Origin of the sequence: Gemmata sp., assembly GCF_051859125.1 — a bacterium.
Lineage (GTDB): Bacteria > Planctomycetota > Planctomycetia > Gemmatales > Gemmataceae > Gemmata.
Map to the genome: position 1 here is coordinate 22,703 of NZ_JBHYGG010000296.1, position 12,878 is coordinate 35,580.

Sequence of the window (12,878 nt, forward strand, 5' to 3'; positions counted from 1 at the left end):
GCAATGACGCTGGTTCGGACGGTCACTGAGTCTTGGCGTGCTTCTGGGCGTGCTCGTAGTGTCCCTTGATGACCGGAAGGGTCTTCTCCGCGAACGCCTTCAGCCCCGGGTCCTTCGCGTTCTTCGACGCATTCGTGTAGAGGACAACTGCTTCCTTGTGAGCAGTCAATTGCGCGTCCATGTAAGCCTTATCAAAGTCTCCCTTTGCGCCCTTCACCTTTTCCAGCAGCTTGGCGTGCTCGTCGAGCATCTTGGTGGGGAGACCGAGTTTGGACTTCGTCGCCACCTCCATCAGCTCCTTGCTCGATTTCGCGTGGTCGGTGATCATGTGCTCGGCGAACTTCTTCACGTCATCGGACTTGGCCGCGTCCTTGGCCAGCTTGCTCGACTCGAGTTCGAACATGTCGCCGCTGGCCGCCTTGATGACGAACTCGGCGTCGGTAATCGGCTTGGCGTCGGTCTTCTTGTCATCGGCCAGGGCGGAACTCGCCAGGACGAGAGAGACACACGCGACGAAGCGGCAGTGGAATCGCATTGGGAACCCTCGAGAGTGATTGGGAGCCCTGAATTTGGGCGAAAATCTCGTTGCATTTTCAGTGCCGGGTCGTTCGGGTGACCCAGCAGCGAATCAGACGGGCGCGGCAGGCTCGCTTCGACCGAGTGGCCCGGCGGCCGCCCTTAGTGTTCGGGGGCCAGGATCAGAACCGCGACTCGATCTGGACGAGCGCGCGCCGGGCCGAAGCTCGGAGAGAATGGACTCGGCTCAACGGTTTCCTCACCCCTCAACTGTGGCAAAAACCATTGTCGCACCGGGGGTTCCTTCGCGGCGAACCGAGATTACTCGGGTCTTCATCGGCGGGGGATTACGTTTAGGGTCAGTAACGGGCCTTCGCCCGTGACTCGCCGCGGGCTGACTCTCCCGCATCGTATTTTCGGAGGTGCACCATGATTCGCATGCTTGTTGCTCCAATGATGTCGGTCGCCGTCGCGGCCGGTTTGGTCTCTTTCGCCGACCCGGCCGTTGCCCAACCCCCGGGCAAGGGGAAGGGCTCCGACAAGAAGGACTGGTTCGAGAAGAAGGACGGCTTCGAGAAAGGCGGCTTCGAGAAGCGGGGTCCGGAGCGCGGCCCGGGCGACCCGCTGCGTGCCCTGGAGGCCGACCTCGCCAAGCTGAAGTCGCTGGAGGCGGATCTGGAAGCCAGGCTGAAGCAACTCAAGTCTCCGGCCCGCGCTCCGGAACCGAAGGCGAAGGACGGCCCGCGCGGCCCCGGCGGGTTCAACCCACCGGCGGGTTTCGGCCCTCCGGGCGGGTTCGGCCGGGGCGGGTTCGGGCCGGGCGGCTTCGGCCCTCCCGGAATGAGCCGCGGCGAGCCGTCGCGCGGCGGTCCGGGCAGCGGCCGCGGGGCGGCGTCGGGCGCGGTGCAGGGCGTGGTCCGCGCCGCGAGCGGACTGTCCGCGGCGCAACTCAAGGAAGTCATCCAGGCGCTGGAGAAGCTGGAAGCCGAGAAGCTGCGTGCGGAGAGGTCGCCGTCGCGGTCCGAGCGGCCGAGCTTCGGCCCGCCGCAGCGCCCGGAGCCGAAGGGCGGCCCGCGGTCCGAGGGGCGTCCGGCCCAGCGTGCAGAAGGCCGCTCCAGCGGCACGAACGATCAGATCCTTGAGCGGCTCGACCGACTGGCCCGCGAACTCGACGAGATCCGCCGCGCGGTGCGGAAGTAATTGAGCGCGGAGGGGTTTCACGACGCGGCCGGGCGAACCGCCCGACCGCGGTCGTGCGCGCTACTTGCGCTCGAGCCCGAAGAAGTTGCGGAGGCCGATGAACAGGAGCATGCTGATCGAGCGGATCGCCTCCTTGCGGTTCACCTTGCTGGCCCCGGCCCGGCGGTTCTCGAAGATGATGGGGAACTCGCCGATCCTGGCCCCCGACTTGTAACAGCGGAACAGCACCTCTTGTTGGAACGAGTACCCCCGCGAGCGCACCCGGTCGAGCGGCACCGTGCGGAGCATGCTCACGCGGAAGCACCGGTACGCGCCGCTGGCGTCCTTGACCGGCATCCGGAACAGGAACCGGACCATCGTGTTGACGGCCCGCGAGATGATCCGCCGGGGGAGCGGCCAGTTTTCCGTGCCGCCCCCTTGAACGTACCGCGAACCGATCATCACGTCGTTTTTGCTCATTCCCGCTAGAATGCCCGGGAGGTACCGCGGCGGGTGGCTGAAGTCCGCGTCCATGTTCTGGAGCAGGTCGTACCCGTGGGCCATCGCGTAGTTCATGCCCGCAAGTGTGGCAGTTCCGAGGCCGAGCTTCTGGGGCCGCTTCAGGAGCTTCACCCGCGGGTCCGTGGCCCCCAGCTCCTCGGCGATCTGCCAGGTGCCGTCCGGGGAGTTGTCGTCGATCACCAGGACGTCGGCGCGGGGCAGGAACTTGTGGATCTCGGCGATCAGCGGTGCGAGGTTCCCGGCCTCGTTGTACGTGGCGATCGTGACGAGGATGCGGGGCTCGTGCGCGGGGTGCGGCGGACCCTGGGCACCCGGCCCGGGGCTTCCGGAAGGCTCGGACATGAAGCGATACCTGCTTGTATCCTGGTCGGTCGGTCGGCTATCTTTCTAGGGTATTGATCCCGTTGCGTCCGAATTTATGCCCGCCCGTGGTGCCCCCGACAGGGGGCGAGGAACCATCCGATGGCGTCACTCGTCGAGGTGCTGTGCCCGCACTGCGAGCAGAACCTGAAGGTTCCGCCCGCAGTGTTCGGCAAAAAGGTGCGGTGCAAGCACTGCGAACTGGCGTTCGTGGCGGAGGACCCGGCCGCGAAGCCCGCCCCCAGGGCGAAGGGCGCGAAGCCCGGCGCCAAGGCGGCCCCGCCGAAGCCGAAGAAGGTCATCAAGGCCGAGGTGTTGGAACCGGCCGCGAAGAGCCCGTTCCTGGACGACGACGAGGGCGTTCAGAATGTCGAGATCATCAAGGAGGACGACATCCCGCGGTGCCCGCACTGCGCCAAGGAACTCGACCCGCCCGACGCCAAGGTGTGCCTGCACTGCGGGTTCAACAACCTGACCCGCGAGCGGGCCGAGACGAAGAAGGTGTACGAGGCGACGCCGATGGAGGTGTTCCTGCACCTGCTCCCGGGCATCCTCGGCGTCGTCCTCTCGATCGTCCTCGTCGGCCTGAACATCTGGTTCATCACGAACGTCCGCGAGTGGATGGTTGACTCGATCGTGGACATGGACGAGAAGGACGCGGCCGGCCGGCCCAAGTTCTACATCCACCCGGCCGCGTTCATGTTCGCGATCGGGATCATCTCGGCCCGACTGGTGCTCCAGTTCATGCGGGTCGCGTACCGGCGGCTGATTCTGAACCCCCGGCCCGAGGAGCGGGTCAAGAAGTGACCCGGCCCCGACGCCCGCACCGCCAACGGCCGCGGAGGTCCCAATGCTCGCCCAGCTCCGCACGTTCGCCCTGCTCGGCATCGACGCCGTCCCGGTCGACGTCGAGGTGGACACCGCCCCGGCCCAGATGCCCAAGACGGTTCTCGTCGGCCTGCCGGAAATGGCCGTCCGCGAGAGCGTCCACCGCATCGAACGGGCGCTCGTGAACCTGGGCTACCGCCTCCCGAACGGCCGCACGGTCATCAACCTCGCCCCGGCCGACCTCCGGAAGGACGCCGGCGCGTTCGACCTCCCCATCGCCATCGGCATCCTCGTCGCCACGGGCCAGATCGCCCCTGAGCAGATCGACGGGTTCGCGTCCGTCGGGGAACTCGCGCTCGACGGCTCCGTGCGGCCGGTGGTCGGGTCGCTCTCGATCTCGATGGAGGCCCGGGCCCGGGGCCTCACGCGGCTGATCGTCCCCGCGGCGAACGCTCGCGAGGCGGCCGTGGTCCGCGAGGTCGAGGTGTTCGGCGTCGCGTCGCTCGCCGAGGCCGTCGGGATCGTTGTTGGGGCGGGCGGCGTCGAGCCGGTCTCGCCCCCGGCCGACGAGGTCGAGGGAAAACTCAACCGCTACGACATCGACTTCGCGGACGTGAAGGGACAGGAGTTCGCGAAGCGCGCACTGACCGTCGCCGCGGCCGGGGGGCACAACGTCATCATGTCGGGCACCATTTAAACCCTTGCCCACAAAGTCAATAGATCGGTTCTATCGCATCGCTGGCGAACTGGACCTCTTGCGTTTTCCCGTCGCGGTCCACGAGCAGCACTTTCCACGTTCCGGGAGCATCTCCCGGCCCAATGATGCGCCCCATCTCGCCAGTGCCCTTAACCCCGACGTGGTCGCCCTTCTCAAACTCAATGTCGTCTTCAGCTTCTGGGGGCATGGGTTGGCGTCCTCACCATGGTTGAGGTTATCATCACCGAGGTGTGTTCCCATGTCGAGAGTATGGCCCATGCTCGCCTTCGTCCTCCTGGTCGCTGCTCTCGACGTGCGGCCGCTGGATCTCGGTTCGATGTCCATCGACCGCGCCCGCACCCTCGACGGGCAGCGCGTGGCGGTCACGTTCATCGTGGCGAAGCCGGTGTACACCCTGAACGGATTCACGATCGTCGGGGCGGCCGACCGCGACGACGGGGCCGAGCGGGTCGCGGTCCTGGTCGGTCGCAGGCTCGACGTGAAGGAAGGCGGGCGGATCGTGGTCGCGGGCCGGTTGCGCGTGATCCGGCACCGCGGCGACGGGGTTGCGGGCGTAGTGGTCCCAGCGTGGGATGAAATCCGGGTGAGCGAGTGACGTTGGGGAGAAATGGCATGGATCAGCAGGCGTTGGACCAATCCGGACTCGGGCTTGTCCGGCTTGTTTCTCGGCACCTCGGTTGTCTTGTCGTGAACTACCAGTGCATGGAGAACGGCACTGCGACTGGTATTGAGCGAGCGGCATCGTTCTCTGGATTCTTTGTTGAAATCCTGGACCGGTGGTCCTTTGCGACAGCAGGTCATGTCTTTCACGACGCCGACGTTGGTCTCGAAACCCTGCGGCTTGCAAATCGCATTCAGATCACAGGCGTAAGAATCTTCGACGGGTTTGGAAGCGACGCGATAGTACCGCACCCAACCCTGATGACGCCGGACGACTTGCAAGGGTATTCGATTGATGAGGGGACGCGAGGATTGGACTTCGCACTGATCCCCCTTCGTGATCTGTACGTTGACAGCTTTCGGGCCAACGGAATCGCACCGTTTCAACCGCGTCACTGGACTGGTGAAGTAGACGGAACGCGGTTCGCGGTGGCCTTGCTTGGGTTTCCCGAAGAAGACAAAGTCTACCCAACCGCGGGGGACGATTTTGATGGTTCGGTGCGGGCAAGCCTTGTGTGGGTGTTGCCTTGCGACCTTCCGCCGGGGAGTCCCGTTCGAGAATACCCGATGTTCACCGGGCGAATTCCAACCGAACGACCTGCGTCCCCTGTCGGACTGAGTGGAGGGCCGGTCCTGGAATTTTATCGGCTCAAGGATGGCCAAGTCATGTATCGCCTACTTGGCCTTCAGTCCATCTGGTGGACCCACTCGCGGATTGTTCATGTTTGCACCATGTCAGCCGTTGTGCGTCATCTCCGCGAGCAACTCGACGAACTCGCTGCCAATCTCGGGGACGCCACCTAAACGAACACGGCCCGGAGCGCGTGCCCCGGGCCGCTGCGTTTGCCCCGTCGGGAGTCCTCTCAGGCCTGTCGGGAGAACGTGACATCCGGGGCCGCAAGCTGGGCCGGTGTCCGCGCCGGTCTACGAATCTGATGATCTCCACAACGGGCGCCCGAGGGGAGTACATCGTGTCGCCACCGCTCGATCCCGCGGACTCCGATCCGCTCATCCGCCGGGCCCGTGCCCTGCGGGACGAGGCCCGGTTGCTTGCAGAGGAAGGGGCCGCCGTCCGGGTCCTGATCCACCAGACCATTCAGCGGTCCCGACAGTTGAGATCCCCGGCCTTCAACCCGTCGGCCCTGTCGTGGAACGCTGGTTGCGCGAGCGACATGGCCGGCGGGCGGCCGGAGTTGGGGGTTGGAACTATGGCCGTAGCAGCGACGGCGAACCCCGTCACGATCGCCACGGGGCCCCAAGCCGCTGCGTAGCTGGTCGCCGCTCAGCGGTCACCGCATGCCGCGTTGAGCCTGTCGAGCCGTTCGAGCATCTCGCGCATCACCTCTTCGGATACGCGGCGCGGCAGCACGCATTCGCTGAACTGGCGGATGAACCCCTCCAGTGCCCACCCGAAGCCGGCCGCGTCGTTGCACAGCTTGGCGCTCCAACTGTCGCCATGCTTGGCCCACGGCGATCTGTCGTGGATCTCCTCGAACGTGATCCCGCCGTTCTGAAGCCAGAGCAGGGTTGCGAAGCCGGAATCGTAGTCGTTCCAGAACTCCCGCAGCATCTGCAACAGCTTCTCGGCGGTCTTCTTGATCTGGATCGCGTCCTGATTCATCGCCGACTGCCCGAGGATGTTCCGGCGGATCGCGGAGCGGATCGCGTCGCCCTTCTGGGTGTGCGGCGTCGGCTTGGCCTCGGTCGCCGGGGTGCCGTTGCATTCGGGGGCGAGGGTGGATAGCCTGTTCACCATGTCTGCAATCTCCTGCTGGGGAATGGGGGCACCGGCCCCGGGGTAGCTCGAACTACCTCGGGGCTTCTTCGTTTGCGGACGCACGCGGTCCGGTTCTGTCGGTGGTGATTTCTGATACCATTTTGGTTAGCAGGGTGCAAGGTTCATTTCGGTGAATCCTTGCCTTCCGCGCAACCGTTCTGATACCATCTTCCGCGGCGCGTGCCTTTGCCGTGAACCAAATGGGTTGCGATCATGACCGTTATGGCGAAGCAAAGCGGCAAGAAGACGGCGTCAGGGGCGGAACCCGATGACGAGTGGATCACCCGATCCATCCGGTTCCCGCCCGAGCTTTACGCGCGCGTGGAGGCTGACGCCAAGAAGGCGCGGCGCTCCACGCAACTGCAATTCATCTGGATGCTTGAGGAACTGTACCGGCTGCAAGCTGCCGAGGGTGCGGGCTAACCCGCCCCTCCGATCACTCGGCCGCGGCGATCCCCAGCAGCTTGTTCGCGACGCCGATCTCGCGGCGGGCCTCGGTCCGCACGCTGTCGAACGTCCCGCTCCGCAAGAACTCCTCGTTCTCGGCGCACTCGTGGGCGGCCTCGACGCATCCCAGGAGCGTGCCCGTGGCGCTCTTCAGGAACCCGACCGCGGCCCACAGCTTCCGCCGCTCGTCGTTGGCCTGGTCCCGCTCGGCCTGCACCCGGGCCAACTCCTCGCGGTAGACCTTCAGGATGTCGTCCATGTTCGCTCTCGCTCGTGTCGTGAAGGAAGGGCCGCCCGACGTGAGCGGCCCGCGTCGTCGTCTCACTCGTCGTCGTCACCGGTCCCGCTCGTCGCGGCCCACACCCCGGCCCCGGCCAGCATCACCGAGCCCACCACCACGTTGCCCAGCACCAGCAGAACCACCCCGCACACCGTCATCGTCAGGTAACCGAACATCTCGCGTCCTCCTGTGTCGTTCGTCTCAACACCCATAGTATAGGCAAATGCCTAGGCAGTTGTCAAGTGCGACTTGGGAAATTCTTGGCAGATGCCTAGGCATCTCTCGGGCTGTGGTGTAGACTCAACTTGGAGGTGCTACATGCCGAGCGTTGACCGACCCGGGGTGAAGGGTGTGTACGTGGAGCTTCCCGAGTCGCTGCTGACGGACGCGCGGGCGTTCGCTGCGGACCGGGGCGAGAAGTTCAACCGCGTCGTGGCCGAGGCGCTGCGGCGTCACATGGCGTACCCGCCGCCAAAGCCTGAGCCCCAACCGGAACCGGCCCCGGTCCCGCTGCCGGGGGGCGCAGAGGAACCCACGGTGGCGAAGAAGCCGGCTACCAAGAAGGGGAAGAGGTCGTGAGTACCGAGCAAGGACGAGTGGTCCGGCTGGCCGGGGTGTCGGAGTGGCTGGCGACGATCCAAGAGCATCACCGGATGGCCACGCTCCTGGAGTTGGCCAGCGGCCCGAAGACCGTGGCCGAGTTGGCGGCCGCGACCGGGGCGGCGGCCGGGAACCTTGGGCAACACCTCCTGCGGTTGCGGAGGGTCCGGCTGGTGGACTCCACCGCGACCGGCCTCACCCGCACCTACCGGCTCACCGGGGTGACGGTCACCCCGCGGGCACTCGAACTGACCCACCCGGCCGGGGTGCGGGTCACGCTTGACCGCGCGGCACTTGCCGCAACGCTCAAGGGTAAGGCATGACGGACGATCAGCGCGGCCGGCTGTTGCGTGGGAAGTGAGCCGCCCGGGTGGGTAGCCGTTTCGTGCCGCCCGAGCGCGTCAGGAGAGTACGAAGACTTGTGGACGGGCGTTGGGGTGCGGTGGGGGACTGGGTAGTTTGACCCAGCATCATCAAGCCCGTCCCGACGGTGCCCCATGACCCTCACGGCTCACTGCCCGCGTTGCGGCTGCGAGTTCACCTTTAACCCGAACACCGTGCGGTTCGCAGCGTCCCTGTTTGAGGCGCCGGATGGGTCGTTCCCGGTCCTGGCCAGATACTACCCCCATTGCCCCGAGTGCCAGACGGAGGTGGCCGTACCCTACACCCGGCCCAGCGGGCAGCAGGGCAGCGCAACCGGATGCTGAAGTGACCGACTCGCGCCGGCCCGCGGCGCGTGGTAGAGTTGAACTGTGGTATGGGGAGGATGTTCCTCCCGAACGTGACGCAGCCGCCCGGGGTTCAGAGCCCCGGGCGGTTCGCGTTCACACCGCGGCGTGTAGCCGGCCCGCGTCGTCCTCGGTCACCCGCCCGGCGACCTGCAACCGCTCGGCCGCCTGGGTAGCCCAGCGCGGTTCCAGTCCCCCGAACAGGTCGGCCAGGGTGCCGGCCCGGGGCCGGTCCCGGAGCCGCGTGAGTAACTCATCGTCGTGCTTCCGCTGCTCGGCCAACGTCAGGTTCAGCGTCGCGTTCATGTCGTGGTTCCTCGTGGTGTGGGTGAGCTACTCGACTCCCGCCGCGGTCCTGAGTGCGGCGAGACTTTCGGCGACCAGTTGACCGACCCGCGCCCGGGTCTGGCCGCGGGATGCGGCTACGCTCTCGTGGGTCTCGTCGTGGCCGATCGTGCGGACCACAGCGTCGGCCCGGTCCGGGGGCAGACAGGCAAGCAGCGCCGCCAGGTCGAGCCGCTCGGCGGTCTCTGCGGGATCGGCGAACCGGCCGGGCGCGGCCTCCAGGGGGGACGTGTCGTTCTTCAGCGTCGGTTGCCACTGGGGCCCAAAAGCGGGCGGGTTCCTGGTCCGCTCGGACCGGATGACCTCAAGGCACACCCACCGGATGCGGGGGATCAAGTACGTCGCGAACCGCGGGCACCGCTGGGGGTCGAACTCCGTGGACGCGCGCCACAACTCTTCCGTGGCGACGCTCACGAACTGGTCGTGCAGCCACGGGTAGAGCTTGCCCCACTTGGCGGCGTGCTTCACGGCCAGGCCGAAGTAGTTCGTGACCAATTCCGCGGCGTCCGGTGCGGTGGCCATGCTGCTCCCGGGAACGAGAAGGGGCAGGCGCTCTGCCTGCCCCGTGGCGGTGCGACGGGGCGGGTCAGCGCTTGAAGACGGCCACGTTCTTGCCGAGGTCTTCGACCTTGTTCGCGACCTTCTCGACGCCGTTCTTGATCGCTACCTGCACGTCGTACTGTCGCTTTGCCATCTGGTCGCCGTACCCGAGTTGCTGTTGAACCGGCCCGCTGAAGATCCCGCGCTGCCTGTTGCCGAGGGTGCGCGCCTCTTCGGCCGGGTCCGCGCCGCCGAAATACTTCTTGGCCCACATGGCGGTTGTGAGTGCGAACCCGAACAACGGGTTGCCTTGCGCGTCCTTCTGCTCGCGGGCTTGCTTGCGGCCCGCGATGACGTCGGCGAGTTCCTTCTTGGCCGCGCGCGCCTCGTCTTCTGCTTCCTTCAGGTCGATGGCTAGGTGCTTCTCGAAGTCCACGAAGTTGAGCCCGGTCCCGGCCGCGAGTCCGGCGACGGTGCCGAGCGGGCCGCCGACCGCGGTGCCGATGGCCGCGCCGATCACCGGCAGTAGCATCGGGTTGTTGCGGATCACCTCTGTGAGCCCGCCCACGAACGAGTTCCAGCCCTTCTTGAGCGTCAGCAGCAACTCGCGCCACAGCGCCTTCACGCCCGCGCTCAGGATGGCGAACGCGCCTTGCAGGTCACCCGCCTTCACGGCGTCCACGATCCCGCCCCACGTGTCCTTGAAGATGGTGCCCATCCCCGAGAACGCTTCCCCGACTTCCTTTGCGAGCGCTTTCCCGGTGTCGGTGCAGGTCAGGAACCACGTCACGATTCCCGCGATCGCAGCGGCCGCGAGACCAACCGGCGAGAGGAGCAGCGCGAAGGCAGCGCCGACTGCTCCGATGCCAATTGCGATGGCGGCAATGATGGCCTTCGCGACGACGAGCGACACCCCCAGCCCGGCCAGCGCGGCCCCGCCCGCGGCGACAGCAATGATGAGGTTCTTGTTCTCGGCGACCCACTCACGCGCGGCCGCGAACGCCTCGCGGATGCGCTCGGTGATGTCCTTGGTCTGGTCGGACGTGGGGAGCAACGCGGACCCCACGGCAACGATGGTGTTCTTGAGTTCTTCCCAGACGGTAATCAGTGCCTTGGACGCGGTCTCACTGCGCTCGATGCTCTCGGCGTCCATCGCACCCCCGGACTTCCTGCCCTCTGCCTTCATGCGGGCGAGCCCGGCCGCGCCGTCCTTCAGGAACGGGAGCAGCTTCGCGCCGGCGGCCCCGAACCACTCTTGCGCCTTCGCGGCACGGTGGGCAGCGTCCGGGATGCGACCGAAGGCGTCGGCGAGCTTGTCGAACTGCTGGGGCAGAGACAGCTTCTCGAACTCCCGGGCGGTGCCGAGCGACACGAGTTGTTCGTCCAGCAAGCCGCCCGCATCCGCTGCGGCCCGGACCTTCCCGGCCAGGCCGTCAATCGTGCCGGAAAACTCGGCCATGTCCGACCCGGCCATTCCGAACGCGCCGGCGAGCGCGGACACGGCGTCTGTGGTCTGGCCGTACTGTGTCGCGATGCGCTTGATCTCCCCGCCCTTGTTGACCGCGTCGAACAGCGCCTTGCCGAGCGGGGCCAGGATCGCGCCCCCCGCGGCCCCGGCCTTGAGCCCGATCCCGCCGACGGTGCCGGCGAACGCCTTGACCTTGGCGGCGGCCCGGTCGAGTGTGCGCGTCAGCATGTTGTCGGTCGCGAACAACTCCACGAACGCCCGGCCGGCGCGTACCTGTTTCGCAGACATGAAGCACCCCGCTGGAAGTGGTGCCGGGCGGTCAGCCGCGGCGGTTCTTGAAGTAGTCGGCGACGCACATCACGAAGGCTTTGCCGGCCCGCTCGAAGTTCGTCGGGTCGGCGAGCATCGTCCCGAACTGCTCCGGGGTGACGAGTGATTCCCCGACCCGCACCCCGTCGGAGTCCTGGTTGTCGTCGCCACCCGCGGCGATGTACACGGCCTCCGCGAACCGCACGAGTGCCTTCGGACCGCCCCCGTCGAACAGGTGCTTGAGCCCGCGCCGCGCGACCCGGGGCAGGTCCATGCCGTTCGTGTCGCGGATTGCCTCGACGCGCTCGGGGGTGAGGGCGAGCGGGAGGAACCGCCCGTCCGTGGCGGTGAACCCGATCGGCGGCGTGACGGTCGTGAACTGCTCGGCGGTCGGGTCGGTGCCGTACATCGGTGGCGGTCCTGGTGGGGCGGTCGTGGTGCGGGCCGCGGGTGGGGTCAGGCGCGGTAGGTTCCGCTGAGAATCTCCGCGGCGGCGTCGCGACGCATCTGTTGAATCCTGGCTTCGGTCTCCGCTGCGAACATCGCCTCGACGGCGCGCACCTCGGCGCGCTCATCTTCGGTGAGGCCGTCGTCTTCCTCGTCCGACTCCTCCGTCTCGTCGGTCGTCTCGTCGGGGTCCGGGTCGGACTTGCGCGGCGGCGCGGGCCTCGCCTTCACTGCCGCCGCACCCGCGGCGGTCACGTCCGCGGATGTGTCGCCGTCCGCTCCAAGGGGGACGAACGACACTTCACCCAACTCGGTCTCGCGGCTGATCGTGATCGGTCCCGTGATCTCGCGCCCGTTCACCTCGGCCGTCTCGCCCGACTCAAGGAACTCGGTGCGTAGCGGGTTCGCGCCGACGCTCATTTGCCACTCGAACCCGTTCTTGGCGAGCGCGATGATTTCCCTTGCGTGCGGGCTGTCCTGGCCGCTGAACACGCCGGTCACCTTGATGCCGTCCGGGGTGACCTTCACGGCGGTCGTGTGCCCCACGATCTTCTCGTGGTCGTGTTGGCGCAGTGCCGGGCGCTGCTGCTTGGGCACCACGATCCCGTCGAGGTCGAGGATGATTTGCCCGTACCACCCGCCCGGCTGCATCGGGGCACCGGTGTACGCCACGCCGGTGAAGGTGGCGAGCTTCGCACCGTCCGGGGCGGCGGTGATCGCGGCGCGAGCGCCGGCGACGCGGAAGGGGATGGCCATCGGGTGGGCTCCGGTGCTGGTTGGGGTGTCGGTTCAGCAGTACAGGCGCGAGCCGCCCGGCGCGGAAATCGCGGTGCCGCCGTTGCTCGTAGTCCCCCCGAACATCGCGCGGATGTCGAAGGCGGCAGGCCTGAGCTTCTCGGCCCGGGTCTCGCCCGCTGCCGTGAGGGTGGGGGTGCCGCCGTCGAGCGTGACGAACCCGCCGGCGCGTAACCGCTCGATCACGTCGGCCGGGGCGCCGGTCGCGCCAGACGCGAGTTCAAGGAGCGCGACATCGGCGGGGGTGATGTTGCTGACCATGTTGAAGTCTCCGAGGGGCGAATGAGTCGTAAGGGAATCGGGATCGCGATCAGACGACGACGGCGCACACCCCGGGGCAGGCACCTTCGGGCACCAAC

Annotated in this window: 20 protein-coding genes; 8 read left to right on the forward strand and 12 right to left on the reverse strand. The window is 67.0% G+C overall.

Annotated elements, in window-relative coordinates; translation table 11 throughout:
• Positions 1–22 precede the first annotated feature (22 nt).
• Positions 23–535: a DUF4142 domain-containing protein gene (locus ACTIGN_RS31470; protein ID WP_439631430.1), complete on the reverse strand. Its 513-nt coding sequence runs from the start codon at positions 533–535 to the stop codon at positions 23–25.
• 410 nt (positions 536–945) lie between these two features.
• On the opposite strand from ACTIGN_RS31470, the gene ACTIGN_RS31475 reads away from it, so the two are divergent.
• The gene (locus ACTIGN_RS31475) at positions 946–1,716 is read left to right on the forward strand and encodes a hypothetical protein (RefSeq protein WP_439631432.1); all 771 of its coding nucleotides are present in this window, start codon (positions 946–948) and stop codon (positions 1,714–1,716) included.
• Between the two features lie 60 nt (positions 1,717–1,776).
• Here the strand turns inward: ACTIGN_RS31475 and ACTIGN_RS31480 are convergent, their stop codons facing one another.
• Entirely contained in the window at positions 1,777–2,559 is a 783-nt protein-coding gene (locus ACTIGN_RS31480; protein WP_439631434.1) for a polyprenol monophosphomannose synthase, read from the reverse strand.
• A 120-nt stretch (positions 2,560–2,679) separates the two neighbouring features.
• Between ACTIGN_RS31480 and ACTIGN_RS31485 the strand changes: the two genes are divergently transcribed.
• Complete coding sequence (locus tag ACTIGN_RS31485) at positions 2,680–3,384, forward strand: hypothetical protein (RefSeq protein WP_439631436.1); 705 nt, start codon at positions 2,680–2,682, stop codon at positions 3,382–3,384.
• 43 nt (positions 3,385–3,427) lie between these two features.
• Positions 3,428–4,102 (forward strand): magnesium chelatase domain-containing protein, encoded by a 675-nt coding sequence (locus ACTIGN_RS31490; protein WP_439631438.1) that lies wholly within the window; start codon positions 3,428–3,430, stop codon positions 4,100–4,102.
• Positions 4,103–4,118: 16 nt separating this feature from the next.
• Here ACTIGN_RS31490 and ACTIGN_RS31495 read toward each other — a convergent pair whose 3' ends face one another.
• Positions 4,119–4,310: a hypothetical protein gene (locus ACTIGN_RS31495; RefSeq protein ID WP_439631440.1), complete on the reverse strand. Its 192-nt coding sequence runs from the start codon at positions 4,308–4,310 to the stop codon at positions 4,119–4,121.
• Positions 4,311–4,379: 69 nt separating this feature from the next.
• Between ACTIGN_RS31495 and ACTIGN_RS31500 the strand changes: the two genes are divergently transcribed.
• Positions 4,380–4,718, forward strand: a complete 339-nt coding sequence (locus ACTIGN_RS31500; RefSeq protein WP_439631441.1) for a hypothetical protein — start codon at positions 4,380–4,382, stop codon at positions 4,716–4,718.
• 17 nt (positions 4,719–4,735) lie between these two features.
• Positions 4,736–5,587: a hypothetical protein gene (locus ACTIGN_RS31505; RefSeq protein ID WP_439631443.1), complete on the forward strand. Its 852-nt coding sequence runs from the start codon at positions 4,736–4,738 to the stop codon at positions 5,585–5,587.
• Between the two features lie 478 nt (positions 5,588–6,065).
• Here the strand turns inward: ACTIGN_RS31505 and ACTIGN_RS31510 are convergent, their stop codons facing one another.
• Complete coding sequence (locus ACTIGN_RS31510) at positions 6,066–6,539, reverse strand: hypothetical protein (RefSeq protein ID WP_439631445.1); 474 nt, start codon at positions 6,537–6,539, stop codon at positions 6,066–6,068.
• 234 nt (positions 6,540–6,773) lie between these two features.
• Here ACTIGN_RS31510 and ACTIGN_RS31515 point away from each other — a divergent pair, with 234 nt between their 5' ends.
• On the forward strand, positions 6,774–6,983 hold the full coding sequence (locus ACTIGN_RS31515; RefSeq protein ID WP_439631446.1) for a hypothetical protein: 210 nt from the start codon (positions 6,774–6,776) through the stop codon (positions 6,981–6,983).
• A gap of 13 nt (positions 6,984–6,996) precedes the next feature.
• Here ACTIGN_RS31515 and ACTIGN_RS31520 read toward each other — a convergent pair whose 3' ends face one another.
• Together ACTIGN_RS31520 and ACTIGN_RS31525 are read right to left on the reverse strand one after the other, a co-directional pair.
• Complete coding sequence (locus ACTIGN_RS31520; RefSeq protein ID WP_439631448.1) at positions 6,997–7,266, reverse strand: hypothetical protein; 270 nt, start codon at positions 7,264–7,266, stop codon at positions 6,997–6,999.
• A gap of 62 nt (positions 7,267–7,328) precedes the next feature.
• Complete coding sequence (locus ACTIGN_RS31525; RefSeq protein WP_439631450.1) at positions 7,329–7,463, reverse strand: hypothetical protein; 135 nt, start codon at positions 7,461–7,463, stop codon at positions 7,329–7,331.
• A gap of 142 nt (positions 7,464–7,605) precedes the next feature.
• On the opposite strand from ACTIGN_RS31525, the gene ACTIGN_RS31530 reads away from it, so the two are divergent.
• On the forward strand, positions 7,606–7,866 hold the full coding sequence (locus ACTIGN_RS31530; RefSeq protein WP_439631452.1) for a hypothetical protein: 261 nt from the start codon (positions 7,606–7,608) through the stop codon (positions 7,864–7,866).
• Complete coding sequence (locus ACTIGN_RS31535; RefSeq protein ID WP_439631454.1) at positions 7,863–8,210, forward strand: ArsR family transcriptional regulator; 348 nt, start codon at positions 7,863–7,865, stop codon at positions 8,208–8,210. The genes ACTIGN_RS31530 and ACTIGN_RS31535 overlap by 4 nt, the downstream gene beginning before the upstream one ends.
• 501 nt (positions 8,211–8,711) lie before the next feature.
• On the opposite strand, the gene ACTIGN_RS31540 is transcribed toward ACTIGN_RS31535, so the two are convergent.
• The 6 genes from ACTIGN_RS31540 to ACTIGN_RS31565 all read right to left on the reverse strand — a co-directional run bounded on the left by ACTIGN_RS31540 (position 8,712) and on the right by ACTIGN_RS31565 (position 12,780).
• On the reverse strand, positions 8,712–8,921 hold the full coding sequence (locus ACTIGN_RS31540) for a hypothetical protein (protein ID WP_439631456.1): 210 nt from the start codon (positions 8,919–8,921) through the stop codon (positions 8,712–8,714).
• Between the two features lie 27 nt (positions 8,922–8,948).
• Positions 8,949–9,482 (reverse strand): sigma-70 family RNA polymerase sigma factor, encoded by a 534-nt coding sequence (locus ACTIGN_RS31545; protein ID WP_439631458.1) that lies wholly within the window; start codon positions 9,480–9,482, stop codon positions 8,949–8,951.
• Between the two features lie 64 nt (positions 9,483–9,546).
• Entirely contained in the window at positions 9,547–11,256 is a 1,710-nt protein-coding gene (locus ACTIGN_RS31550; RefSeq protein ID WP_439631460.1) for a hypothetical protein, read from the reverse strand.
• A 31-nt stretch (positions 11,257–11,287) separates the two neighbouring features.
• Positions 11,288–11,686, reverse strand: coding sequence for a hypothetical protein (locus ACTIGN_RS31555; protein ID WP_439631462.1), 399 nt, complete (start codon positions 11,684–11,686; stop codon positions 11,288–11,290).
• A gap of 47 nt (positions 11,687–11,733) precedes the next feature.
• Complete coding sequence (locus ACTIGN_RS31560) at positions 11,734–12,480, reverse strand: HK97 family phage prohead protease (protein WP_439631464.1); 747 nt, start codon at positions 12,478–12,480, stop codon at positions 11,734–11,736.
• A gap of 33 nt (positions 12,481–12,513) precedes the next feature.
• Entirely contained in the window at positions 12,514–12,780 is a 267-nt protein-coding gene (locus tag ACTIGN_RS31565; RefSeq protein WP_439631466.1) for a hypothetical protein, read from the reverse strand.
• Between the last annotated feature and the right edge of the window lie 98 nt (positions 12,781–12,878).

Excerpts from the sequence above, each read along its gene's own strand:
- ACTIGN_RS31470 (WP_439631430.1), bottom strand. The coding sequence starts at position 535 with ATGCGATTCCACTGCCGCTTCGTCGCGTGTGTCTCTCTCGTCCTGGCG.
- ACTIGN_RS31475 (WP_439631432.1), top strand. The coding sequence starts at position 946 with ATGATTCGCATGCTTGTTGCTCCAATGATGTCGGTCGCCGTCGCGGCC.
- ACTIGN_RS31480 (WP_439631434.1), bottom strand. The coding sequence starts at position 2,559 with ATGTCCGAGCCTTCCGGAAGCCCCGGGCCGGGTGCCCAGGGTCCGCCG.
- ACTIGN_RS31485 (WP_439631436.1), top strand. The coding sequence starts at position 2,680 with ATGGCGTCACTCGTCGAGGTGCTGTGCCCGCACTGCGAGCAGAACCTG.
- ACTIGN_RS31490 (WP_439631438.1), top strand. The coding sequence starts at position 3,428 with ATGCTCGCCCAGCTCCGCACGTTCGCCCTGCTCGGCATCGACGCCGTC.
- ACTIGN_RS31495 (WP_439631440.1), bottom strand. The coding sequence starts at position 4,310 with ATGCCCCCAGAAGCTGAAGACGACATTGAGTTTGAGAAGGGCGACCAC.
- ACTIGN_RS31500 (WP_439631441.1), top strand. The coding sequence starts at position 4,380 with ATGCTCGCCTTCGTCCTCCTGGTCGCTGCTCTCGACGTGCGGCCGCTG.
- ACTIGN_RS31505 (WP_439631443.1), top strand. The coding sequence starts at position 4,736 with ATGGATCAGCAGGCGTTGGACCAATCCGGACTCGGGCTTGTCCGGCTT.
- ACTIGN_RS31510 (WP_439631445.1), bottom strand. The coding sequence starts at position 6,539 with ATGGTGAACAGGCTATCCACCCTCGCCCCCGAATGCAACGGCACCCCG.
- ACTIGN_RS31515 (WP_439631446.1), top strand. The coding sequence starts at position 6,774 with ATGACCGTTATGGCGAAGCAAAGCGGCAAGAAGACGGCGTCAGGGGCG.
- ACTIGN_RS31520 (WP_439631448.1), bottom strand. The coding sequence starts at position 7,266 with ATGGACGACATCCTGAAGGTCTACCGCGAGGAGTTGGCCCGGGTGCAG.
- ACTIGN_RS31525 (WP_439631450.1), bottom strand. The coding sequence starts at position 7,463 with ATGTTCGGTTACCTGACGATGACGGTGTGCGGGGTGGTTCTGCTGGTG.
- ACTIGN_RS31530 (WP_439631452.1), top strand. The coding sequence starts at position 7,606 with ATGCCGAGCGTTGACCGACCCGGGGTGAAGGGTGTGTACGTGGAGCTT.
- ACTIGN_RS31540 (WP_439631456.1), bottom strand. The coding sequence starts at position 8,921 with ATGAACGCGACGCTGAACCTGACGTTGGCCGAGCAGCGGAAGCACGAC.
- ACTIGN_RS31545 (WP_439631458.1), bottom strand. The coding sequence starts at position 9,482 with ATGGCCACCGCACCGGACGCCGCGGAATTGGTCACGAACTACTTCGGC.
- ACTIGN_RS31550 (WP_439631460.1), bottom strand. The coding sequence starts at position 11,256 with ATGTCTGCGAAACAGGTACGCGCCGGCCGGGCGTTCGTGGAGTTGTTC.
- ACTIGN_RS31555 (WP_439631462.1), bottom strand. The coding sequence starts at position 11,686 with ATGTACGGCACCGACCCGACCGCCGAGCAGTTCACGACCGTCACGCCG.
- ACTIGN_RS31560 (WP_439631464.1), bottom strand. The coding sequence starts at position 12,480 with ATGGCCATCCCCTTCCGCGTCGCCGGCGCTCGCGCCGCGATCACCGCC.
- ACTIGN_RS31565 (WP_439631466.1), bottom strand. The coding sequence starts at position 12,780 with ATGGTCAGCAACATCACCCCCGCCGATGTCGCGCTCCTTGAACTCGCG.